The following is a 20,969-nucleotide window of genomic DNA, read 5'->3' as shown; positions in this document are numbered from 1 at the left end:
TCGCCTGATGCCGGGCAGCTATCCCACCCGGAACCGGACAGGCGGCATAGTGGGTACGCGGATCGATATTTGTGCCCGGCACGGTGGCGACGGATGGGTAGCGGAATGTCCGCTGCCGGTTAGCAGTCGCCAGAAAGCGGCCAGCAGTTTGGGCGTTTACAGACTTGATGCTGCGCTGCCAGTTTCACAAGACTGCCCTCTCAATCAGAAAAGCTGCCCAACTATCAAGCAGCGCCCGCCTCATCTCCAGAAAGTTCGTACGCTTATAAGCCGCCACCACTTTGTCCGGCACGGTGTGCGCCAGCGCAGCTTCCGCGACGGCGTCGGGAATATGAGACATCTGTTCGGCCGCCCAATCCCGGAAGGTCGAACGGAAGCCGTGCGGAACATAGGGCAGCTTTGCATCCCGCATGACCTTCGACACGGTCATATCAGACATCGCCTTGCCGGAAGGCGACGGAAACACCAGCGCATCCTCTTCGTCTGATCGCCTGTGATGCTTCGCTCTTCCAAGGATCACCAGCGCCTGTTCGTTCAGCGTGACAGTGTGGGATTCTCGACTCTTCATGATCGTCGCTGGTCGGTTCCATAGCTTGCGATCAAGATCGATCTGCCCCCAACACGCCTGGCGAACCTCGCCACTACGCGCAGCCGTTGTGATCACGAACATGAGCGCAAGCCGGCCCATGGTTTCCGCTGCGTCCGACAACTCCTGGAAATAAACGGGAACATCCGCATAGGGCATGGATGGCATGTTGCCGCCCTTCCGCTGTTTGCCCAGCAGCAGCGACAATTCTTTGCTCGGCGCTTCGGAAAGCCGCCATTTTTTCACCTTGGCGTAGTTCAGGACCTTCACGATCCGCTGCCGAACCTTTCGTGCCACTTCGGGCTTGTCGGTCCAGATCGGTTTGAGCGCGGCGGCAATGTCATTTGCATCGATATGATCCACCCGACGCTTGCCCAGGCTCGGATTGGCGTGCTGCTTCAGCGATGCAAGGAAAGCATCAGCCTCTCGCTTGCCCCAGTTGCCCTCTAGCGCCTTATGGGCCTTCGTCACGGCAACAGAGAAGATCGGGGATGCAGCGCGATCCTTATCCCGCTCGGCTACCGGATCGCGCCCGGCTTTGGCAACACGGCGGAGCAGCAGCGCTTTCTCCCGCGCCTCACCCAAAGTCAGCAATGCCCGTTCCATGACGGTCAGGTCGTCGCCAATAAGACCTTTCGCCGTGTCAGCTTTCAACCGTTCCAGCTTAGTCGACACATCAACGCCGCCCAATCCGATGTCCCGACGCTGGCCGGCATATTGCACGCGCAGAACCCAGGACCGCGCGCCGCCAGGCTTGACCATCAAATATAGTCCATCACCATCGGCATGCCTTCCCGGCCCTGCCGCTTTGACGATAGCTGGCGTGAGCTTGCCCATTTTTGTTCCCTCAGCTGTTCCCACACTTTTACACGGACAACTGCGATTTTCAATGGATAATGGCGGAGAGAACAGACGGAGAAAACACTGTTAATTCTGCTGATTTATGGAAGTTGGCGAACAACCCTGAACAAGTGGTTACGCTCCTTGTCGGGCATCCAAATCCACCCATCGCCGCTTCACTGATCTCCGCGAGCCACGCCTTATCGGTGATCTGCATGGGCGAAGCGGATCAATCCTCGCCCGGTCTTACGATCCCCCGCTTCGCCCATGGCTGGCCCATGATCGCGCTCGCCATGTCGCGCAGGCGCCAGCGCAGGTCGATGCGGCGCTCCGCGATGCCGGGCAGGCTCCACAGGTCGCCGCCGGTCATCACGCGGAACGGATTGCGGCGGCCATAGGCCCATAGTTCGATACGCGTGCTGCGTTGGGCGCTCTCGCCGCGCGCGTGAAAGCCGAACGTATCGGCAATGACCAGCGTATTGGCAGGCACGGCGAACGCCGTCGGTGCGGGCAGCCCCATGGCGACCAGTTCATGGGACTGGACCCGCAGCGATCCGCGGGCCGAGAGACGACATGGCCCGTCCCGGACCGTCAGGCTGCGGCGATGCTCCCAATCCAACCGCTCGGGCGTCAGGCGATGGGAACCTGCGACATAAGTGAACGGCCCGGAATCGAGATCCACATCCTCCAGAAACAGCCACGCCTTCATCGACGGGTGGAAGGTGTCGGCGTGCAGATCCACCTGCGGATCGGGTGGCGCGTCGTGGCGGTGGGTCAGGATCGACTGGATGTAGAGCAGGGGTTCGACATTGAAGCCGGTGACGTAGCGCGCGATGGCCCGCCAGCGCGCGTGGCGGCGGAAGGCGGCCAAAGCGGGTATCCGCTGGAGCGCATCGGGACCGACCGCGTAGCGCCGGGTGATGGTATGGCCCTGCACCGTTTCGCGCGCTTCGCCGGCATAGGCCATGACGCCATCGCGCAACTGCGTGAACATCTCTGGCGGCAGGAAGTCGCGAATTTCCACATAGCCGTTACGATCGAACTCTTCGCGATCGGCCGCCTTTACGGCAGACGCCAGACGGGCGCGGCGACGGGCAGACATCGCATGGGCGACGCGCACACGGGCACGGTGAAGTCCCCAGCCATTCAGCCGTGTCGATCCGATGAAGAGATTGTCGCGAAAGGATTTTTCGCCGGTGAACAGCTGCGCGAACGCCCAGGGCAGCAGCATCATGCGCGTAGCGAATCGGACCATGCGCCGCTTTTAGGTGAGCAGGTGCAACATGCCAGCACCAATCTGATGCAAAAGCGATGCGTTCGCGATATGGTAGGCCGAACCGACCGGTTATTCAGTCGAGCGGGCGCGTCAGCGCAACAGTCCCTGGGCCACCGCCTCCGCCACTTTGATGCCGTCGATCGCGGCGGAGAGAATGCCGCCTGCATAGCCCGCGCCCTCCCCCGCCGGATAGAGTCCCGCAACGTTGAGGCTTTGAAAAGCCTTGTCGCGGGTAATCCGTATCGGCGAGGATGTCCGCGTTTCCACCCCGGTCATGACGGCGTCGGGATGGTCATAATGGGCGATCTGGCGGCCGAAAGCGGGCAGCGCTTCATGGAAGGCCTCCACCACATAGTCAGGCAGGCAGCGGGACAGGTCGGTAGGAGTCACGCCCGGTTTGTAAGAGGGAACGACCTCACCCAGCCGGGTCGAGGGACGGCGCGCGAGGAAATCGCCCACGGTCTGGCCCGGCGCCCAGTAGGAGGAGCCACCCGCGACATAGGCCAGGCTTTCCCAATGGCGTTGCAGGTCGATCCCGGCGAGTGGGCCATCGGGATAGTCGCGCGCCGGATCGATGCCGACGACCAAACCCGAATTGGCGTTGAATTCGGCGCGGCTATACTGGCTCATGCCGTTGGTGACGACGCGCCCTTCCTCCGACGTGGCGGCGACGACGCGGCCGCCCGGACACATGCAGAAGCTGTAGACGGTGCGGCCATTGGCGCAGTGATGGGCGAGGCTGTAGGCCGCCGCGCCCAGATCGGGATGGCCCGCGCAATTGCCGTAACGGGCGCGATCGACCCAGCTTTGCGGATGTTCGATCCGCACGCCGATAGAGAAAGGCTTGGGTTCGATATGGACGCCGCGATCGTGGAGCATGGCGAACGTTGGGCGGGCGCTGTGGCCGACGGCCAGGACGACATGATCGGCGTCGATCACGCCGCCATCCTGCAGCACCAGTCCGCGCAGTTGCTGTACGCCCTCTCCCGAGCGTTCGAGCACCAGATCGTCGACACGGCTTTCCCAGCGATATTCGCCGCCCAGCGCCTCTATCTGCCGACGCATGGCTTCAACCATCGTGACGAGGCGGAAGGTGCCGATATGGGGATGCGCTTCCCAGAGGATGTCGTCGGGCGCGCCGGCGGCGACGAATTCCTCCAGCACCTTGCGGCCCAGGAAACGCGGGTCCTTCACCCGGCAATAAAGTTTGCCGTCGGAGAAGGTGCCTGCCCCGCCCTCACCGAACTGGACGTTGCTGTCCGGGTTCAGTTCCGCGCGCCGCCACAGGCCCCATGTGTCCTTGGTGCGTTCGCGCACCGGCTTGCCGCGATCGAGGATGATTGGGCGGAAACCCATCTGGGCGAGGATCAGCCCGGCGAACAGGCCGCACGGCCCCGCGCCGATCACGACCGGTCGCTTGCCCTGCCAACCGTCGGGGGCATGGGTGACGAAGGTGTAACGGGTGTCGGGTGTCGGGCGGACATCATGGTCGTTCGCGAAGCGGGCCAGCACCGCCGCTTCGTCCGCGACGTCGATATCGAACGTATAGACCAGCTGGATGGCGGAACGGCGGCGCGCATCATTGCCGCGCCGCACCAGGCTGTGCCCGCGCAGCGCTTGCGGTTCCAGGCCGAGGCGGGCGCAGATGGCGACGGGGATCGCCTCGGCCGGGTGGTCGAGGGGGAGTTTCAGGCCGGACAGACGGATCATGGGATCGCCCATAAAGGCTGCGGGCGGAAATGGGAAATCCTCCGTTCGGTTCGCGTGGGGCTGAGAGGCTCCAGCAAAGCTTCTCGACAGGCGCGAACCGAACCGAGGTGAGTGGCTAGACCCGCCGCATTCGCGCCACTAGCCGTTGCCAGTCGGGCCGGTCAGCGCCAGGCTGGGCAGATCCTTGACCTTTTCATGAGGCCGCCTTGGCGCATCGTGCCGTCAAATGCGTCAACGAAGTAGACAGTTGTTTCGCTATTTTCACCTTTGCTGTTGCCCCGCCAGCTATCGTTGCGATTGGCGGGAATCAGCGGTTGCGTGGCCGGATGAGCGCATATCATTTCGATATCGTAATGATATGCGCTGATGACAGCGTGGGCGCGTCCGGCGGTGCGGCGATCCGCACGGGATAGGGCCACGCCTCGACCTCCGGCTTGTAGAGATAGAGCCTTCCGTTCGTCCTGGATCATCCTCCTGCGGTCAGAAGTGCGCGCGGACGCCGCCATAGATGGCGCGGCGTTCGATGGGGTAGACGATGGCCTGTCCGGCCGGGGCAAGCCGGGCGTAATCGACGACGGCGCTGATGTCTCCGATCGCGCGGCGGGCGGCAAGGTTGCGCGCGTCGAGGAAAAGCGTGACGGCGTCACCCACCTGCGCCTGCGCACCGAGGTTGAGCAGCGCATAACGGCCGACGCGTTTGCTGTTGGCATAGTCGACGAACGCACCCTGCGGCAGCCATTCGACCGAAGGGGACAGGCTGAACCGGTCGGTGCCCAGCCGGAGTTCCGCGCGGTAGACGTGGCGCGGGACCACGGGCAGGCGGTTGTCGCCGAACTGCCGGTCGTCGCGAAAGCGGAAGTCGCTATATTGATAGACCTGCCGCAGCATGGCCCATGGCGCAAGGGTGAGGTCCAGCCCTGCCTCGATCCCCTGATGCCGGGTGCGATCCGCGTTGAAGGTGGCGGCGGGAATGACGCCCGCGACGACGCTATATTGCAGCATCTCCCCCTTGATGTCGGCGCGATAGAGGCTGATGTCCCAGGCGGCGATGCCCAGACGACCGCGGGTGCCGATTTCGGCCGTCCATGCCCTTTGCAGCCCGACCGGCGTGAAGCCGGGCGCGCCGCCTGCGGGCGTCTGGCTCAGTTCGCCGAAGCCGGGCATTTCGACCGAGCGGCTGTAGTTGGCGTAGAACTGCATGGTCTGGACCGGTTGATAAAGCAGCCCCAGCTTGGGCGAGACACTGTCGAAGCGGGCGTCGCCGCTGCGCGCGGGGATCAGGCGATTGGCGATCCGTCGCTCGCCATGGCTGTAGAGGCCGCCGACGATCAGCCAGAGGTTCGCCAGCGGGGCGATGCGGGCTTCGCCATAGCTATTGATCGTCTGCGCCTTTTGCAGCGCGTTGGCGGTCAGTGCGCCCGGCCTGCCGTTCAGGTTGACGAACTGGCGCGCGACCGTTCGGCCGAAGCGCGCCTGGCTGCCCAGCGTCAGTTCGACCGACATGCCACCCAGTTCGCCCGCAAGGTCGAGACTGGCGAAGACGCCGCGATCCTCCGACCTCTGGTCGATCAACTGGTAGATCGGATGGGACAGCGACTTGGCATTGTAGAAGAGGCCGAAGGCAAGCGCGCCGCCGCCAAGATCGATCGTGGTGCGATTTTGCAGGCGGATGGAATCGATGTCGCGGGCCTGATTGCCTATGGCGTTGCCCTTGGCCGGGTTGGTGAGGGCATCGCGTTCGCTGAGGGCGCCAGCCAGATGCTGGCGGATCGTCTGGGCGCTGGCATAGAAACGGGTTTCGACGCCCTCCCCCAGTGCCAGCCCGACATTGCCGTTGAAGCGCAGCGCCTTGCGATCGCCATGAGCGCGGTCGCTGTCGGAACGGTCGGCGGTGATCGCGGCATAGGCGTCGCCATGATCGTCAGCATAGCCATAGGCGATCTTGCCGCGCTGAGTATCGAAGCTGCCGCCGTCCAGGCGCAGTTCCGTGCCCGGGTCGCTGCGGCCGGTCGGCGTCACCGCATTGATCGCGCCGCCCAGCGTCGATCCGCCCAGGCGCAGCGCGTTGCCGCCGCGATAGACCTCCAGATGCTGGAAGACCTGCGGGTCCAGTTCCTGGAAATCGCCATTGTCGTCGGCCGCGTTGATGGGGATGCCATCCTGCAGGAGGGTGAGGCCGCGCATATGATAGCCGCGCGACAGGCCGGACCCGCGGATCGATATCCGCACCTCCTGCCCGAAGCGTGGCTGGGTATAGACGCCCGGCGAAAAAGCCAGCGCATCGCGCAGGGACACGGCGAGGCGGCTTTCGAATTCGCGCGCGGCGACGACATCGACGCCGCCGGGGGTGCGCTGGACACGGGCGGCGGCCGCCTCGATCACGGGGCTGGCGGTGACGATGATCGCGCTCTGGTCGGCATCTTCGGCAAAGGCGTGCGTGGCGGACAGGGCGAGGATGAGGGCGCACAGCGGCAGGCTGCGCGCGGCATGGAAATGAAGCATGGATGGAGCAACTTTTCTGAAAACAGGCAGGACGGTCGCGCCTGACGGCGGCGACGGCACGGCGCATCCTATCCTTTCGTTCGCAGCGAGCCCGAACGAGGAGAGGCAGCGATATCGTTTCAGTGGGTCGCAGGCGGTCCGGATGAAGGCGGCGGTGGCGCGGCCAGACGGGCGATGACGCCGGTCTTGAGCGCGAAAGCGATGGGGCCGAACGCCAGTTGCCAGGCGGGCAGCGGCAGGTCGGCCGCCACCAGCGGAGGCACGACCGGCTGGACCGCTGCGGCGAAGGGGCAATGTTGCTGGCCGGTCATGCCGTCGTCGGGACGATCGCTGGAATGGCCATTGCCTTCGGGCGCGTGGCCGCGCGGGACCACGACGTTGACCGCGCCCTGCCCGGTACATAGCGTCACCACGACGCCGCGTTCGGTCCGCACCGGCATGAAACCGGACGGCGCGATCAGTTGGATGGCGAGGACGAGCAGGGCCAGCGCCGCCAGCAGGCCACGCGCGCCATCCGATTGTCTGATCGCCCCCATCATTCCTTTTCCCTAGCGGCGACGAAGCGACCTGTCATCCGGTCAAAAGGTCCACGCACTGCCCCGCATCACCTTGACGTAAACGTAAAGCGCTATTACATCCTATGGCATGGACAAGCGCAGCAGCATCGCCGGCATCGAACTGCCCGACCATAGCGAACGGCAGAGTTACAGCATCACCGACCTTTCCGAAGAGTTCGGCGTTACCGCGCGCGCGCTGCGCTTCTATGAGGATGAAGGGCTGATATCGCCCGAACGGCAGGGATTGGCCCGTATCTATTCGCGGCGGGACCGCGCGCGGCTCGCCTGGATCCTGCGTGGCAAGCGGGTTGGGTTCAGCCTGACCGAGATTCGCGAGATGATCGACCTGTACGACGCGGACGAAGAGCATGAGGAACAGCGGCGCGTGACCGTGGCCAAGTGCGAGGCGCGTATCGACCTTCTGACCCGGCAGAAGGACGATATCGATGCCGCCATCGCCGAGTTGAACGCGTTCGTGGACACCATTGCCCAGAAATAGGCGCGCGATGCCGCCCCTACCCCATCGATAAATATATTCAGGAGAAGATCATGCCCAGCTACGCCGCCCCCGTCCGTGACACTCGATTCGTGCTGGATCATGTCCTTGGGCTGGACCGCTACGCCAACCTGCCCGGCTTCGAGAACGCCACCCCCGACCTGGTCGAGGCGATCCTGACCGAAGGCGGCAAGATGGCGGCCGAAGTGCTGTTTCCGCTGAACGCGGTGGGCGACAAGGAAGGCTGCACCCGGCATGCCGATGGCAGCGTGACGACGCCGACCGGTTTCAAGGCGGCGTTCGACCAATTCGTCGCGGGTGGCTGGACCACGATCCACAGCCCGGTCGAATTTGGCGGACAGGGCCTGCCCAGCGTGGTGGCGACGGCGGTGGACGAATATGTGCTGTCAGCAAACCAGGCGTTCGAAATGTATCATGGCCTGACGGCCGGCGCGGTGGCGGCGCTGATCGCCAAGGGCAGCGCCGAATTGCAGCAGCGCTATATCCCCAAGATGGTGTCGGGCGAATGGACCGGCACGATGAACCTGACCGAGCCGCATTGCGGCACGGATCTGGGCCTCATCAAGACCAAGGCGGTGCCGCAGGCCGATGGCAGCTTCACCATCACCGGCACCAAGATCTTCATTTCGGCGGGCGAGCATGACCTGTCGGACAATATCATCCATCTGGTCCTGGCCAAGACGCCCGACGCGCCCGAGGGCAGCAAGGGGATTTCCTTGTTCGTGGTGCCGAAATTCATGGTCGGCGACGACGGATCGGTGGGCGATCGCAATGCGGTGTCGTGCGGATCGATCGAACATAAGATGGGCATTCACGGCAACGCGACCTGCGTCATGAATTATGACGGGGCGACCGGCTGGATCGTGGGCGAGGAGAATAAGGGCCTGGCCGCAATGTTCATCATGATGAACGCGGCGCGGCTGGGCGTGGGCCTCCAGGGGCTGGGCCAGGCGGAGATCGCGTTCCAGAATGCGGTCCATTATGCGAAGGATCGCCGTCAGGGCCGCGCACTGACCGGGCCGAAGGAGCCGAACGAGAAGGCCGACACGCTGTTCGTTCATCCCGACGTGCGCCGCATGCTGATGGAGGCCAAGGCGATCACCGAGGGCCTGCGCGCCTTCATCCTGTGGGGCGCGTTGCAGGTCGACCTGTCGCACCATGCGGCGACCGAGGAGGAGCGGCAGACCGCCGACGACCTGATCGGGCTGCTGACCCCGGTCATCAAGGGCTATGGCACCGACAAGGGGTTCGACGTGGCGGTGGCGTGCCAGCAGGTGTTCGGCGGCCATGGCTATATCTGGGAAAATGGCGTCGAGCAGTATGTGCGCGACGCGCGCATCGCCCAGATTTACGAAGGCACCAACGGCGTGCAGGCGATGGACCTGGTCGGTCGCAAGCTGCCGATGAATGGCGGGCGCGCGCTTCAGGCCTTCCTGAAGATCGTGGCCGAGGAAGTGGCCGACGCCAAAGGGCATGAGAAGCTGAGCGGCTTTGCCGAGGCGTTGGAAAAAGCCAGCGGCCAGTTGGGCGCGGCGACCATGTGGCTGATGCAGAACGCCATGAAGAACCCCGAACATGCCGGGGCCGGCGCGCATCACTATATGCATATCCTGGGCATTGTCGCGACCGGCCTGATGTGGCTGCGCATGAGCAAGGCCGCAGTGACGCTGCTGGATGCGGGCGAAGGCGACACTAAGTTTCTAGAAGCCAAACTGGTGACGGCGCGCTTCTTCGCCGAGCGGATCATGCCAGACGCCGGATCGCTGCGTCGCAAGATCGAAGGCGGCGCGGACGCGCTGATGGCGCTGGACCCGGACATGTTCCTGGCAGCCTGATCGGATCGAGCCGAGCAGACAAGCGAAGGGCGGCCGTAATGGCCGCCCTTTATGCTTTGGGGCAGGCCGCGTGCGGCCTCGCCAATCAGGCTGCGAGCGGCAGGCGCTCTTCTTCATGAACGGGCGTCACATCGTCAGCGACGGGTTGCGTCGACAGGCCAACCATATAGCGTTCGGCGGTAACGACGTCACGGCGATAGGCGAAATAGAGCGAAAGCAGGGAAAACATCATAGACCTCAATTGATTTTGCTGCGTTGCAGCATCGAAATCCATTTGGGCTTTCGTGCGGTTTTTCGCAAATGCAATGCGGGTTGGGGCAATTGCAGAAAATGTATCGTTCGTCGTGCCGCAGGGGACCAGAGTGCAGGTTCAGATTTGGCTGAAGGCGTCCGAAGGCCTCGTTCAGGTTATGTGTTTGCGTTCTGGAAAGATGCCTCTTTAACCGTCACCCAGCGCAGGCTGGGGTCTCAGGCAATGTCGAGATGTCTTAAATAGGCATGCCCAGTTCCGCCGGTTCGCACCATCGCCTGAGATGCCAGCCTTCGCTGGCATGACGATCCGGGGTGACTTTCGTGCAAATTCTGCTGCCAACTCCCAACCCAAACGGGCTGCCCTCCTCGTCACAGGGCGACCGCAATCTAGCAATCGCGCGGACGCGCCACTAGGGTTTCGCCGATGAGCCATTCGTCAAACGAAGCCGTCGCGGCACAGCCCATTCCCGCCGCCGCCCGCACATTGGGCCTGACCGCCTGTATCGCGCTCGTCATGGGCAATATGATCGGTTCGGGCGTGTTCCTGTTGCCCGCGTCGCTCGCGCCCTTCGGCTGGGATGCGGTCGCGGGGTGGGTCTTCACCATCGCGGGGTCACTGGTGCTGGCCTTCGTGATCGCGCGGCTTACCGTTGCCCTGCCCGACGCCAACGCCTCGCAGATGATAACGCGCGCCTATGGGCCGCTGGCGGGCTTTGCTATCGGCTGGATCTATTGGCTGTCGATCATCATCACCAACGTCACCATCGCGGTGGCGGCGACCGCGAACCTGAGCAGCGTGATACCGGTGCTGGCCAAGCCGGGGATAGGCGCCGCCTGTTCCATCGCGTTCCTGTGGGCGATGACGGGCGTCAACCTGATCGGCGCGCGCGCGGCGGGCCTGACGCAGATCGTTACGACGTGCATCAAGCTGGTGCCGATCGCCGTGGTGCTGGTGCTGCTGGTGGTCATCCTGGGCAGCGGGGAGGCGCAGGTCGCGCCCTTCCCGGCGCAGGGATTGACCGAGGCGGGCATCACCGCGTCGGCGGCGTTGACGCTGTTTGCATTGCTGGGCTTCGAATCCGCCAGCGTCGCGGCCGACAAGGTGCGTGATCCAGCGCGCACCATCCCGCGCGCGACGCTGATCGGCACGGCAGCGACGGGGCTGATCTATCTGCTCGTCTGTTCCGGCATTGCCCTGACCCTGCCCGCGGCGGAGACGCAGACCGGTTCGCCCTTCGGCGCGTTCGTCAGCCATTATTGGTCGGCGGGACCGGCCCGCTACATCGCCATTTTCATTGTGGTGAGCTGCCTGGGTGCGCTGAACGGCTGGACCCTGTTGCAGGGGGAAGTCCCGCTGGCGATGGCGCGGGCGGGCGAATTGCCGCGCTGGCTGGCGGTCACGAATGCCAAGGGAACGCCGGTGCGTGGGCTGATCCTGTCGACCGTGCTGGCGAGCCTGCTGCTGGTCGCCAACAGCTTGCAAGGGCTGGTTGCGCTGTTCACGGCGATGGCGCTGCTGGCGACGTCGGCGACACTGTGGCTCTATGTCGGTTGCGCGCTGGCGAGCCTGCGCTTCCGGCTGGTCATGCCAGCGGCGATCGTAGGGCTGGGCTATGCGCTGTGGACGCTGTGGGGCGCGGGCGTAGTGGCGAGCGGGTCCAGCATCCTGCTGATGGCCGCGGGGCTGCCGATTTATTGGTGGGCGCAGCGGGAGCGAAAGGCCTTATAAGATCCGTTCGGTTCGAGCCTGTCGAGAACTGTTCTCGATACGCCTTCTCGACAAACTCGAAGGCTACTCGAACCGAACGGTATTTTTAAAATGGTCAATCCGCCCACAAATCCTTGAGCTTGGAGAAGAAACCGCTCGTCTGCGGGCATTCCTCGCCCGTTTCGGTCTCGCGGAAGGCTTCAAGCAATTCCTTTTGCTTGGCTGTCAGCCGGGTCGGCGTTTCCACCTCGACCTGGATCACGAGGTCGCCATGACCACGACCGTTCAGCACCGGCATGCCGCCGCCACGCTGGCGGATCTGCTTGCCCGACTGGATGCCGACCGGGATCTTGATCTCATGCCGGACGCCATCGAGGCCGGGCACTTCGATCGATCCGCCGAGCGCGGCCGTCGTGAAGCTGACCGGTGCGCGGCAGAAAAGCGTCGTGCCGTCGCGCTCGAACAGGGAATGGCGCTTCACATGCAGGAAGATGTAGAGGTCGCCGGCCGGTGCGCCGCGTGCGCCCGCCTCGCCTTCCCCCGACAGGCGGATGCGCGTGCCTTCATCGACGCCGGCGGGCACATTGACCGACAGCGTCTTGGGCTTGTCCACGCGCCCTTCGCCCCGGCAAGAGCGGCAGGGGCTTTCGATCACCTGGCCCGCGCCATGGCAGGACGGACAGGTGCGTTCGACCACGAAGAAGCCCTGCTGCGCACGGACCTGGCCATGGCCCTTGCAGGTGCCGCAGGTCTTGACCCCGGTGCCGGGCTGCGCGCCCGACCCTTCGCAGGTGTCGCAGGCGGCGGAAACGTCGATCTGGATCTCGGTCTTCTTGCCGTGATAGGCTTCGTCGAGCGTGATTTCCATGTCGTAGCGCAGGTCCGCGCCGCGACGATTGGCCTGACGCCCGCCGCCGCCCTGTCCGCCGAAGCCGGACTGGCCGAAGATCGTCTCGAAAATATCGCCAAGGTCGGAAAAGCCGCCTGCGCCGCCTTGGAAACCACCGCCACCACCGCCGCCCGATTGGGCATTGGTATAGGCCGCATGCCCATAGCGGTCATAGGCCGCGCGCTTTTGCGGATCTTTCAGGCAGTCATAGGCCGCCGATACGGCCTTGAACTTGGCTTCGCTGTCGGCACAGCCCCCGGTTTTGTCCGGGTGATATTTCATCGCCATCTTGCGATAAGCGCTCTTGATCGACGCGCCGTCAGCGGTGCGCTCGATTTCGAGCAGTTCGTAATAGTCGATTTCGGTCGTCATTAAAAAGCCCTCTTCCCGTCAGGGAAGAGGGCTGGAAAAGCGGCGTGGCTGGATCGCTGAATAATCACCGTCGTCACCACCGCCGCTAAACCCCTCTCCCCGGCCCTCTCCCCGGACGGGGAGAGGGAGGGAGGTGTTTACGCCTTGTTGTTTTCGTCGACTTCCGAGAATTCGGCGTCGACCACGTCGTCGTCAGCCTTGGGCGCGTCGGCGCCCGGAGCCGCCGCATTGGCCTGCTCCTTCTCGTAGATCGCCTGGCCGAGCTTCATCGCGACGGTCGCGAGTTCCTGCGCCTTGGTCTTCATCGCTTCGGCGTCGCCACCTTCGATCGCCGTCTTGGTATCGGCGATCGCGGTTTCGATCTCGCTCTTCAGGCTCGCATCGACCTTGTCGCCATGTTCGGCCAGCTGCGCCTCGGTCGTGTGGACCAGGCTTTCGGCATTATTCTTGGCTTCGGCCAATTCGCGACGCTTCTTGTCGTCTTCGGCGAAGCGTTCGGCATCCTTGACCATCTGATCGATGTCGGCGTCCGAAAGACCACCCGACGCCTGGATGCGGATCTGCTGCTCCTTGCCGGTGCCCTTGTCCTTGGCCGACACGTTGACCAGGCCGTTGGCGTCGATGTCGAAGGTGACTTCGATCTGCGGCACGCCGCGCGGTGCGGGCGGGATGCCGAGCAGGTCGAACTGGCCGAGGATCTTGTTATCCGCCGCCATTTCACGCTCGCCCTGGAACACGCGAATCGTCACCGCTTGCTGATTGTCGTCGGCGGTCGAATAGACCTGGCTCTTCTTGGCAGGGATCGTCGTGTTGCGATCGATCATGCGGGTGAACACGCCGCCCAGCGTTTCGATACCCAGCGACAGCGGGGTCACGTCGAGCAGCAGCACGTCCTTGACGTCGCCCTGGAGCACGCCCGCCTGGATCGCCGCGCCCATGGCGACGACTTCGTCGGGGTTCACGCCGGTATGCGGTTCCTTGCCGAAAAATTCCTTCACGGCTTCGCGTACCTTGGGCATGCGGGTCATGCCGCCGACCAGAACGACTTCGCTGATCTCGCTCGCCGAAACGCCTGCGTCGGCCATCGCCTTCTTGCAGGGCTCCATCGTGCGCTTGATGAGGTCGGCGACCAGACGCTCCAGATCAGCGCGCGTGATCGTCTTCACCAGATGCTTGGGACCATTCTGGTCGGCGGTGATGAAGGGCAGGTTGACTTCGGTCGTCTGGGCCGAAGACAGTTCGATCTTCGCCTTTTCAGCCGCTTCCTTCAGACGCTGGAGCGCCAGCTTGTCCTTAGTGAGGTCGATGCTCTCGGCCTTCTTGAAGTCTTCGGCCAGATACTGAACCAGCTTGGCGTCGAAATCTTCGCCGCCCAGGAAGGTGTCGCCGTTGGTCGACTTCACTTCGAACACGCCGTCGCCGATTTCGAGGATCGAAATGTCGAACGTGCCGCCGCCAAGGTCATAGACAGCGATCGTCTTCCCGTCCTGCTTGTCGAGGCCATAGGCCAGCGCCGCTGCGGTCGGTTCGTTGATGATGCGCAGCACTTCCAGGCCGGCGATCTGGCCGGCGTCCTTGGTCGCCTGACGCTGGGCGTCGTTGAAGTAAGCGGGAACGGTGATGACCGCCTGCGTGACCGTTTCGCCCAGATAGGACTCGGCGGTTTCCTTCATCTTCTGAAGCGTGAATGCGCTGATCTGCGACGGGCTGTAATCCTCGCCACCGGCCTTGACCCAGGCGTCGCCATTGGGACCCTTGGCGATGTCGTAGGGGACGAGCTCCATGTCCTTCTTGGTCAAGGGATCGTCGAAGCGGCGGCCGATCAGGCGCTTCACCGCGAAAATCGTGTTGTCCGGGTTGGTGACAGCCTGACGCTTGGCCGGCTGGCCGATCAGACGCTCTCCATCCTTGGCGAAGGCGACGATCGAAGGCGTCGTGCGCGCACCTTCCGCATTTTCGATGACCTTGGGCTTGCCGCCGTCCATGACAGCAACGCAGCTGTTGGTGGTGCCCAGATCGATACCGATAACTTTTGCCATCTTTTCCTCTTGTAACCCCAAATATACTCAGCGGTTGACGGCCCCATACCTCACTAAAGCGCCAAGGCAAGGCCAGTCTGCAACGGGGATATAGGCGCGCTTTCGCTTGGCACAAGAAGCTGTGGCGTTTACCTGATGGATCGACCGGAAACGAGACAGTCATGGAGCCAAGTCATGCGCGCGCCCTTCCCCCTTTTCGCCCTGGCCGCGTCGCTGGTGCTGCCGATGGCGCTGAGCGCATGCGGCGACCCCGCGCCATCCTATATCGACCAGGCCTGGGTGCGCCTGTCGCCAAACAAGGAAACGCCTTCGGCCGGCTATTTCGTCATCCATGGCGGGGACGCGGGCACGCAGTTGCGCGGGGTGCTGACCGACTATGCGCTCAAGGTCGAGATGCATGAGAGCATCGACAAGGACGGGATGATGACGATGGAGCGGCTCGACCGCGTCGACGTGCCGCCCAAGGCGCAGGTGGCCTTCGCGCCGGGGGGCAAGCATCTGATGATCTGGGGCGTCAACGACACCGCGATCAGCCGGGGGAAGATGCAGTTCACCTTCCTGATGGGCAATGGCGACCGGCTGCTGGTCGACGCGGTGATCCGCAAGCCGGAAGCGGCGGGTGCGCCTGCCACGGCCAAGCCGGAAGGGCATGACGGCCATTGAGCAGCCGGGCGCTGACGGCGGCCGAGGTCGCGCTGGCGCGGGGCGTGTTCGGGCGGGCGATCGATTATGGCCGGGTGCGAGTGCATGAGCGCAAATGGTGGCCGTTGCAGCCGCGCAATGTGACGATAGCCCCGGACGGCGACCTGTGGTTTCACCCCTACGGCGGCCTGTTCTGCGCGGATTTTTGTGAGGAGCCGCTGCATCTGCAGGGACATTTCATCCATGAGATGACCCATGTGTGGCAGGCGCAACGGTCGGGAAAGTGGTGGCTGCCGCTGATGCGGCACCCTTTCTGCCGCTATGGTTATGACGTCGTGCCGGGGCGGCCGTTCGCGCGCTATGGGATCGAGCAGCAGGCAGAGATCGTGCGGCATACGTTTTTGTTGCGGCGGGGCGTCGCGGTGGCGGGGAAGCCTGGGCTGGCGGTTTATGAGGGGTTGTTGCCGTTCGGTTGAAGCGGTTACCAATATTTGGTAGCGTTGGACCATGAGCAGCAAGACCACCTCCATCGCCCTCAGCGATCATTTCCGCGAATTTGCCGAGCGCAAGGTCAGTGAGGGCCGTTATGGATCGACTAGCGAGGTCGTTCGCGCAGGCCTTCGCTTGCTGGAGGCGGAAGAGCAAAAACTGGAGCAATTGCGCGCGGCACTGATTGAGGGCGAGGAAAGCGGTTTCCTTTCCGACTTTGACATGCGGGCATGGATTGATCGCCGGTTTTCTGAGGCGTGACCGTTACCGTCAGGTTCGCCGCTGCGGCCGAACGCGATCTGGCTGAAATTGCGACTTATACGGAAGCTGAGTGGGGGCCATTACAAGCCAGAGCCTATCTGGTTGCGATTGCCGATGCCGTTGATCGGATCGCCGCCTTTGCGGGCATTGGTAGCCCGATCGGGGATGTTCGCAGCGGATATCGCAAGCTCCGTGTCGAGCGGCACAATATATATTATCGCCACCAGGGGACAGGGATAGAAATCGTCCGCATTCTGCATCAACGCGCAGAGCATCTACCAAAGTTGCAATAAAAAAGGCGGACCTTAAGGCCCGCCCTCTTTACTTCTTGATCCCGCTCGCGCGCCTAGTAAACGCGCGCCTTGGGCTTCACATATTCCGCTTCGTCGGTCATCGTATAGTCGTGGACCGGCCGGTAATCGAGCGTCACCTTGCCGCCCGACCCACCCCAGCCTTCGAACCAGCTGATGGTGTGCTTCATCCAGTTTTCGTCGTCGCGGTTCGGGAAATCCTCATGCGCATGGGCGCCGCGCGATTCCTTGCGGGCTTCGGCGCCTTCCATCGTGCAGATGGCCTGGCTCATGAGGTTGTCGAGTTCCAGCGTTTCGATGAGGTCGGTGTTCCAGATCAGCGAGCGATCCGTGACCTTGACGTCCTGGAGCCGCTTGTTGACGGCCTGCATCTGGCTGACGCCTTCGGACAGGAGCGCGCTGTCGCGGAACACGGCGGCGTGCTTCTGCATGGTGCGCTGCATGTCGAGGCGGATGTCCGCCGTCGGGGTCGAGCCATTGGCGTTGCGATAATGGTCGAGGCGGCTGAGCGCCAGGTCCGCCGCGCCCTCCGGCAAGGCGCGATGCGGCGCGTTGGGCTTGAGATTGTCCTTGAGGAACAGGCCCGTGGCGCGGCCGAACACGACAAGGTCGATGAGGCTGTTGGAGCCGAGGCGGTTCGCGCCATGGACAGACACGCAGGCCGCTTCGCCAACCGCGAACAGACCGGGGACGACGACTTCGGGATCGTCGCCCACCTTGGTCACGACCTGACCATGATAGTTACAGGGGATGCCGCCCATATTGTAATGGACGGTCGGCGTGACGGGCAGCGGTTGGCGGGTGAGGTCGACGCCCGCGAAGATCTTGCCGCTTTCGGTGATGCCGGGCAGGCGTTCAGCCAGCACCTTGGGATCGATATGATCGAGGTGCAGGAAGATATGATCCTTATGCTCGCCGACACCGCGCCCTTCGCGCATTTCCATCGCCATCGAGCGCGATACGACGTCGCGCGACGCCAGATCCTTGGCCGACGGGGCATAGCGTTCCATGAAACGCTCGCCTTCCGAGTTGGTGAGGTATCCGCCCTCGCCCCGTGCGCCTTCGGTGATCAGCACGCCCGCGCCGTAGATGCCGGTCGGGTGGAACTGCACGAACTCCAGATCCTGGAGCGGCAGGCCCGCGCGCAGCACCATGCCGCCACCGTCGCCGGTGCAGCTATGCGCCGAAGTGGCGGAGAAATAGGCGCGGCCATAGCCGCCCGTCGCCAGCACGACGGCATGGCTGCGGAAGCGGTGGATGCTGCCATCCTCCATGCAGATGGCGATGACGCCGCGGCATTCCTTGCCGTTCGGGCCATCTTCCATGATGAGGTCGATGGCGAAATATTCGATGTAGAAGTCCGCGTCATATTTCAGCGACTGCTGATAGAGCGCGTGCAGCATGGCGTGGCCGGTACGGTCGGCCGCGGCGCAGGTGCGCTGCACCGGCGGGCCGGCGCCCATATTCTGCATGTGACCGCCGAAGGGACGCTGGTAGATGGTCCCGTCCTCGTTGCGGCTGAACGGCACGCCGGCATGTTCCAGTTCGATCACGGCGGCGGGCGCTTCGCGCACCATATATTCGATCGCGTCCTGATCGCCCAGCCAGTCGGACCCCTTGACGGTGTCGTACATGTGCCAGGTCCAGTGGTCGGGCGAATTATTGCCCAGCGACGCGGCGATGCCGCCCTGCGCCGCCACGGTGTGCGACCGGGTCGGAAACAGCTTGGTGATGCAGGCGGTCTTGAGGCCCGCTTCGGCGCTGCCCATGGTCGCGCGCAGGCCGGAGCCGCCCGCGCCCACGACGACCGTGTCGTAGGTGTGGTCGATGATCTTATAGGCTTCGGTCATGGCTTGACGACCCCAATGAAGGCGATCTTGGCGATCGCGAAGACGCCCGCGGCCGCGCCGCCAAAGGCATAGAAATTGAGCAGGAGCATGGAGAAGAAGGCCAGACCCTTGTCATGGACATAATCCTCCAGCATCACCTGCATGCCCAGACGCAGATGCCAGAAGATGCTGACGATCATCAGCATCAGCGGCACGGCGACCAGCGGGTTGGCAATCCAGCCGACGACGCTTTCATAATCCAGGCCGGGCAGGCTGAGCAGGCTGAAGAGCAGCCACAGGGTCAGCAGCAGATTGCCGACGGCCGTGTAGCGCTGCGCCAGCCAGTGATGGGCGCCGTGACGCGCCGAACCCAGGCCACGGACGCGGCCGATACCAGTACCGTTGCCCATTAGAAGGCCTTTCCGAAGATGAAGAGCCAGACAAGGCCGGTGACGAGCAGCGAGGCGACGAAAGTCGCGAGCGACCACATCTTGTTATTCTTCAGCTCATAACCCGCGCCCATATCCAGCACGAAGTGCCGCAGACCCGAGAAAAGATGCTGGAAGAAGAACCAGCTGAGGCCGATCATCACCAGATAGCCGATCGGCGAGGTCGCGCATTTCACGAAGGTCGCATACGCTTCCGGCCCGGTCGCGGCGGCCATCAGCCACCAGATGAGGCCGAGCGCGCCGGCGGTCGCCAGCCCGTTGCCGGTTACGCGGTGCATGATGGAGACGGCCATGGCCGGTCCCCATTTCCAGATCGTCAAATGCGGCGAGAGCGGCCGGCTGTTGGAACGCGCCATGTCTACCCTAGTCCTTAGCTACTTACCCTGAGTCCGCCCCCCTTAAGAGCGATACGTCCATAGGGCAAGAAGCGGAGCGTAGAGATTGCCCCGATCGCTTTCGACCATCCTGCCCGCCAAGCATAAGAAGTGATTAACCAACCGGCGTTAAGATCAGGCCCGAACCGATCACGTCATCAGCAAGGGCCGACCCCGCATGCCGTTCAGCCTATCCACCGCCGTCGCCACATCCGACTATATGGCGGAAGTCGATCCTAGCGGCGCGATCGCCCGTAACGCCCGTGAAGTGGGCGAATTGATCGGGGACGATCTGGGCAGCGTGGGCGCGGCCTTCTTCGCCAGCTATATGCAGGAAACCGGTTTGAAGGACCGGCTGGGCAGTGCGATCATCGCGCGGATCGAGCGGGAAGCGGACAATTATGTGCGCGAAAAGCTGCTGCATTTTGCGGAGGGGCGCTGGGCGCGGTCCGCCGCCGACTGTGTGCGGCATGCGCGCAAGCACGACGTGTCGGTGCGCGCGGTGCTGAACGCGGTCGCCGCCGCCAACGAACGCGTCACCGACCTGATCTGGGAACGGTGCCATGCCGATGACGCGCGTTGCCGCCGATTGCTGCGTATGATGCTGCAGGTCGCGATGATCGATTCGGGTTTCATGAGCAATGTGCTGGCGAACGACCTGGCCGAGGCGCAGCGCATCGAGCGCCAGCGCTATGGCACTTTGTTCGAACAGCGAATCGTCGGCGAGATCGACGGCGCGTCCAAATTGGGCGAATCGCTCCGCGAACAGGCCAAGGACGCGTCCGCCGCCACGCGCGGCATGCTGGGCAAGGCGTCCGAAGTCGCCGCTGCCGCCGAACAGTCCGCGCTCGCCATGCGCGAAGCCGCCCGCACCTCCGCCGGCCTCATCCGCGCGATCGAGGACGCCCGCACCGAAGTGGAAAGCGCGGCCGAAGTGGCCCAGCGCGCCTCCACCCAGTCGGGCGACGCGGTGTCGATGTCGTCCACTTTGTCGGACCACGCCAAGTCGATCGAATCGATCCTGGGCCTGATCCGCGACATTGCCGGGCAGACCAATTTGCTGGCGCTCAACGCCACGATCGAGGCGGCGCGCGCCGGGGACGCGGGACGCGGCTTCGCCGTCGTCGCGCAGGAAGTGAAGAGCCTGGCGAACCAGACCGCGCGCGCGACGGACGAGATTGCGGGCAAGATCGCCGACATCCAGGCGTCGACGCGCCAGTCGGTGGAAACCAACGAGCGTATCCGCGATACGGTGGGCGAAGTGAAGGCGAGCGCCGAACGCATCCGCCACGCCATGGACGCGCAGGCGCAGACCGTCACGATGATCACCGCCGCCGTGGACGAAACCGCGCTGGCGGCCGATTCGATGTCGACCACCATTTCGGCGATCCGCCAGGATACCGAGGTCGTGGCGTCGGAAATCGACCAGCTGGAGCGCGGCTTCGTGAGCGTGGAGGGCAAGCTCGCCAGCCTGCGCAACGCGTCGTCGGACTTCGGGCGCCAGGTGGCCTGACGCTTCCCCTGCCCCGTT

21 protein-coding genes are annotated in these 20,969 nt (G+C 63.8%); 8 read left to right on the top strand and 13 right to left on the bottom strand.

Going from position 1 to position 20,969, the window contains the following annotated elements; translation table 11 throughout:
- Window positions 1–184: 184 nt before the first annotated feature.
- The 7 genes from U5A82_RS07220 to U5A82_RS07190 all read right to left on the bottom strand — a co-directional run bounded on the left by U5A82_RS07220 (window position 185) and on the right by U5A82_RS07190 (window position 7,453).
- Entirely contained in the window at window positions 185–1,423 is a 1,239-nt protein-coding gene (locus U5A82_RS07220; RefSeq protein WP_326289773.1) for a tyrosine-type recombinase/integrase, read from the bottom strand.
- A gap of 49 nt (window positions 1,424–1,472) precedes the next feature.
- The gene (locus U5A82_RS07215) at window positions 1,473–1,643 is read right to left on the bottom strand and encodes a hypothetical protein (RefSeq protein ID WP_326289772.1); all 171 of its coding nucleotides are present in this window, start codon (window positions 1,641–1,643) and stop codon (window positions 1,473–1,475) included.
- A 12-nt stretch (window positions 1,644–1,655) separates the two neighbouring features.
- The gene (locus U5A82_RS07210; protein ID WP_326289770.1) at window positions 1,656–2,681 is read right to left on the bottom strand and encodes a phytanoyl-CoA dioxygenase family protein; all 1,026 of its coding nucleotides are present in this window, start codon (window positions 2,679–2,681) and stop codon (window positions 1,656–1,658) included.
- A 111-nt stretch (window positions 2,682–2,792) separates the two neighbouring features.
- On the bottom strand, window positions 2,793–4,412 hold the full coding sequence (locus tag U5A82_RS07205) for an NAD(P)/FAD-dependent oxidoreductase (RefSeq protein ID WP_326289767.1): 1,620 nt from the start codon (window positions 4,410–4,412) through the stop codon (window positions 2,793–2,795).
- Window positions 4,413–4,573: 161 nt separating this feature from the next.
- Window positions 4,574–4,882 (bottom strand): hypothetical protein, encoded by a 309-nt coding sequence (locus U5A82_RS07200; protein ID WP_326289765.1) that lies wholly within the window; start codon window positions 4,880–4,882, stop codon window positions 4,574–4,576.
- 10 nt (window positions 4,883–4,892) lie between these two features.
- A complete protein-coding gene (locus U5A82_RS07195) occupies window positions 4,893–6,914 on the bottom strand; it encodes a TonB-dependent receptor family protein (protein ID WP_326289763.1) in 2,022 nt (673 codons plus the stop codon).
- Window positions 6,915–7,033: 119 nt separating this feature from the next.
- Window positions 7,034–7,453, bottom strand: coding sequence for a DUF2946 family protein (locus U5A82_RS07190; RefSeq protein ID WP_326289761.1), 420 nt, complete (start codon window positions 7,451–7,453; stop codon window positions 7,034–7,036).
- A gap of 106 nt (window positions 7,454–7,559) precedes the next feature.
- Between U5A82_RS07190 and U5A82_RS07185 the strand changes: the two genes are divergently transcribed.
- Window positions 7,560–7,970: a MerR family transcriptional regulator gene (locus U5A82_RS07185; protein ID WP_326289759.1), complete on the top strand. Its 411-nt coding sequence runs from the start codon at window positions 7,560–7,562 to the stop codon at window positions 7,968–7,970.
- Between the two features lie 50 nt (window positions 7,971–8,020).
- Window positions 8,021–9,823, top strand: coding sequence for an acyl-CoA dehydrogenase C-terminal domain-containing protein (locus tag U5A82_RS07180; protein ID WP_326289757.1), 1,803 nt, complete (start codon window positions 8,021–8,023; stop codon window positions 9,821–9,823).
- Between the two features lie 85 nt (window positions 9,824–9,908).
- On the opposite strand, the gene U5A82_RS07175 is transcribed toward U5A82_RS07180, so the two are convergent.
- Window positions 9,909–10,055, bottom strand: a complete 147-nt coding sequence (locus tag U5A82_RS07175) for a hypothetical protein (protein ID WP_326289755.1) — start codon at window positions 10,053–10,055, stop codon at window positions 9,909–9,911.
- A gap of 444 nt (window positions 10,056–10,499) precedes the next feature.
- On the opposite strand from U5A82_RS07175, the gene U5A82_RS07170 reads away from it, so the two are divergent.
- The gene (locus tag U5A82_RS07170) at window positions 10,500–11,804 is read left to right on the top strand and encodes an amino acid permease (RefSeq protein ID WP_326289753.1); all 1,305 of its coding nucleotides are present in this window, start codon (window positions 10,500–10,502) and stop codon (window positions 11,802–11,804) included.
- A gap of 94 nt (window positions 11,805–11,898) precedes the next feature.
- Here U5A82_RS07170 and dnaJ read toward each other — a convergent pair whose 3' ends face one another.
- Both dnaJ and dnaK read right to left on the bottom strand, forming a co-directional pair.
- Window positions 11,899–13,044, bottom strand: a complete 1,146-nt coding sequence (gene dnaJ, locus U5A82_RS07165; protein WP_326289751.1) for a molecular chaperone DnaJ — start codon at window positions 13,042–13,044, stop codon at window positions 11,899–11,901.
- A 137-nt stretch (window positions 13,045–13,181) separates the two neighbouring features.
- A complete protein-coding gene (dnaK, locus tag U5A82_RS07160; protein WP_326289750.1) occupies window positions 13,182–15,083 on the bottom strand; it encodes a molecular chaperone DnaK in 1,902 nt (633 codons plus the stop codon).
- A gap of 174 nt (window positions 15,084–15,257) precedes the next feature.
- Here dnaK and U5A82_RS07155 point away from each other — a divergent pair, with 174 nt between their 5' ends.
- From U5A82_RS07155 to U5A82_RS07140, 4 genes are read left to right on the top strand one after another with little or no spacing between them, the layout of a single operon-like run.
- Window positions 15,258–15,746: a copper chaperone PCu(A)C gene (locus U5A82_RS07155; protein ID WP_326289748.1), complete on the top strand. Its 489-nt coding sequence runs from the start codon at window positions 15,258–15,260 to the stop codon at window positions 15,744–15,746.
- Window positions 15,743–16,201, top strand: coding sequence for a vgr related protein (locus tag U5A82_RS07150; protein WP_326289746.1), 459 nt, complete (start codon window positions 15,743–15,745; stop codon window positions 16,199–16,201). Before U5A82_RS07155 ends, U5A82_RS07150 begins: the two co-directional genes overlap by 4 nt.
- Before the next feature lie 31 nt (window positions 16,202–16,232).
- Window positions 16,233–16,475 (top strand): type II toxin-antitoxin system ParD family antitoxin, encoded by a 243-nt coding sequence (locus U5A82_RS07145; protein ID WP_326289745.1) that lies wholly within the window; start codon window positions 16,233–16,235, stop codon window positions 16,473–16,475.
- Window positions 16,472–16,768 (top strand): type II toxin-antitoxin system RelE/ParE family toxin, encoded by a 297-nt coding sequence (locus U5A82_RS07140; protein ID WP_326289743.1) that lies wholly within the window; start codon window positions 16,472–16,474, stop codon window positions 16,766–16,768. Before U5A82_RS07145 ends, U5A82_RS07140 begins: the two co-directional genes overlap by 4 nt.
- Before the next feature lie 53 nt (window positions 16,769–16,821).
- Here U5A82_RS07140 and sdhA read toward each other — a convergent pair whose 3' ends face one another.
- The 3 genes from sdhA to sdhC are packed head-to-tail and all read right to left on the bottom strand — an operon-like array spanning window position 16,822 to window position 19,420.
- Complete coding sequence (gene sdhA, locus U5A82_RS07135; protein ID WP_326289741.1) at window positions 16,822–18,636, bottom strand: succinate dehydrogenase flavoprotein subunit; 1,815 nt, start codon at window positions 18,634–18,636, stop codon at window positions 16,822–16,824.
- A complete protein-coding gene (sdhD, locus tag U5A82_RS07130) occupies window positions 18,633–19,025 on the bottom strand; it encodes a succinate dehydrogenase, hydrophobic membrane anchor protein (RefSeq protein ID WP_326289739.1) in 393 nt (130 codons plus the stop codon). Before sdhD ends, sdhA begins: the two co-directional genes overlap by 4 nt.
- Entirely contained in the window at window positions 19,025–19,420 is a 396-nt protein-coding gene (sdhC, locus tag U5A82_RS07125) for a succinate dehydrogenase, cytochrome b556 subunit (RefSeq protein WP_326289737.1), read from the bottom strand. The genes sdhD and sdhC overlap by 1 nt, the downstream gene beginning before the upstream one ends.
- A gap of 238 nt (window positions 19,421–19,658) precedes the next feature.
- On the opposite strand from sdhC, the gene U5A82_RS07120 reads away from it, so the two are divergent.
- The gene (locus tag U5A82_RS07120) at window positions 19,659–20,951 is read left to right on the top strand and encodes a methyl-accepting chemotaxis protein (RefSeq protein ID WP_442802206.1); all 1,293 of its coding nucleotides are present in this window, start codon (window positions 19,659–19,661) and stop codon (window positions 20,949–20,951) included.
- Window positions 20,952–20,969 lie beyond the last annotated feature (18 nt).

This window comes from Sphingobium sp. CR2-8, assembly GCF_035818615.1.
Taxonomy (GTDB): domain Bacteria; phylum Pseudomonadota; class Alphaproteobacteria; order Sphingomonadales; family Sphingomonadaceae; genus Sphingobium.
Note: the sequence above shows the minus strand (reverse complement) of the source record. Positions and strands in the feature narration are given on the sequence as shown.

Coding starts and splice junctions, on each gene's coding strand:
- U5A82_RS07205 (WP_326289767.1), bottom strand. CDS start 4,412: ATGATCCGTCTGTCCGGCCTGAAACTCCCCCTCGACCACCCGGCCGAG.
- sdhC (WP_326289737.1), bottom strand. CDS start 19,420: ATGGCGCGTTCCAACAGCCGGCCGCTCTCGCCGCATTTGACGATCTGG.
- U5A82_RS07145 (WP_326289745.1), top strand. CDS start 16,233: ATGAGCAGCAAGACCACCTCCATCGCCCTCAGCGATCATTTCCGCGAA.
- U5A82_RS07180 (WP_326289757.1), top strand. CDS start 8,021: ATGCCCAGCTACGCCGCCCCCGTCCGTGACACTCGATTCGTGCTGGAT.
- U5A82_RS07170 (WP_326289753.1), top strand. CDS start 10,500: ATGAGCCATTCGTCAAACGAAGCCGTCGCGGCACAGCCCATTCCCGCC.
- dnaJ (WP_326289751.1), bottom strand. CDS start 13,044: ATGACGACCGAAATCGACTATTACGAACTGCTCGAAATCGAGCGCACC.
- sdhD (WP_326289739.1), bottom strand. CDS start 19,025: ATGGGCAACGGTACTGGTATCGGCCGCGTCCGTGGCCTGGGTTCGGCG.
- U5A82_RS07120 (WP_442802206.1), top strand. CDS start 19,659: ATGGCGGAAGTCGATCCTAGCGGCGCGATCGCCCGTAACGCCCGTGAA.
- U5A82_RS07190 (WP_326289761.1), bottom strand. CDS start 7,453: ATGATGGGGGCGATCAGACAATCGGATGGCGCGCGTGGCCTGCTGGCG.
- U5A82_RS07155 (WP_326289748.1), top strand. CDS start 15,258: ATGCGCGCGCCCTTCCCCCTTTTCGCCCTGGCCGCGTCGCTGGTGCTG.
- sdhA (WP_326289741.1), bottom strand. CDS start 18,636: ATGACCGAAGCCTATAAGATCATCGACCACACCTACGACACGGTCGTC.
- U5A82_RS07220 (WP_326289773.1), bottom strand. CDS start 1,423: ATGGGCAAGCTCACGCCAGCTATCGTCAAAGCGGCAGGGCCGGGAAGG.
- U5A82_RS07210 (WP_326289770.1), bottom strand. CDS start 2,681: ATGGTCCGATTCGCTACGCGCATGATGCTGCTGCCCTGGGCGTTCGCG.
- U5A82_RS07195 (WP_326289763.1), bottom strand. CDS start 6,914: ATGCTTCATTTCCATGCCGCGCGCAGCCTGCCGCTGTGCGCCCTCATC.
- U5A82_RS07215 (WP_326289772.1), bottom strand. CDS start 1,643: ATGCAGATCACCGATAAGGCGTGGCTCGCGGAGATCAGTGAAGCGGCG.
- dnaK (WP_326289750.1), bottom strand. CDS start 15,083: ATGGCAAAAGTTATCGGTATCGATCTGGGCACCACCAACAGCTGCGTT.
- U5A82_RS07200 (WP_326289765.1), bottom strand. CDS start 4,882: ATGATCCAGGACGAACGGAAGGCTCTATCTCTACAAGCCGGAGGTCGA.
- U5A82_RS07175 (WP_326289755.1), bottom strand. CDS start 10,055: ATGATGTTTTCCCTGCTTTCGCTCTATTTCGCCTATCGCCGTGACGTC.
- U5A82_RS07185 (WP_326289759.1), top strand. CDS start 7,560: ATGGACAAGCGCAGCAGCATCGCCGGCATCGAACTGCCCGACCATAGC.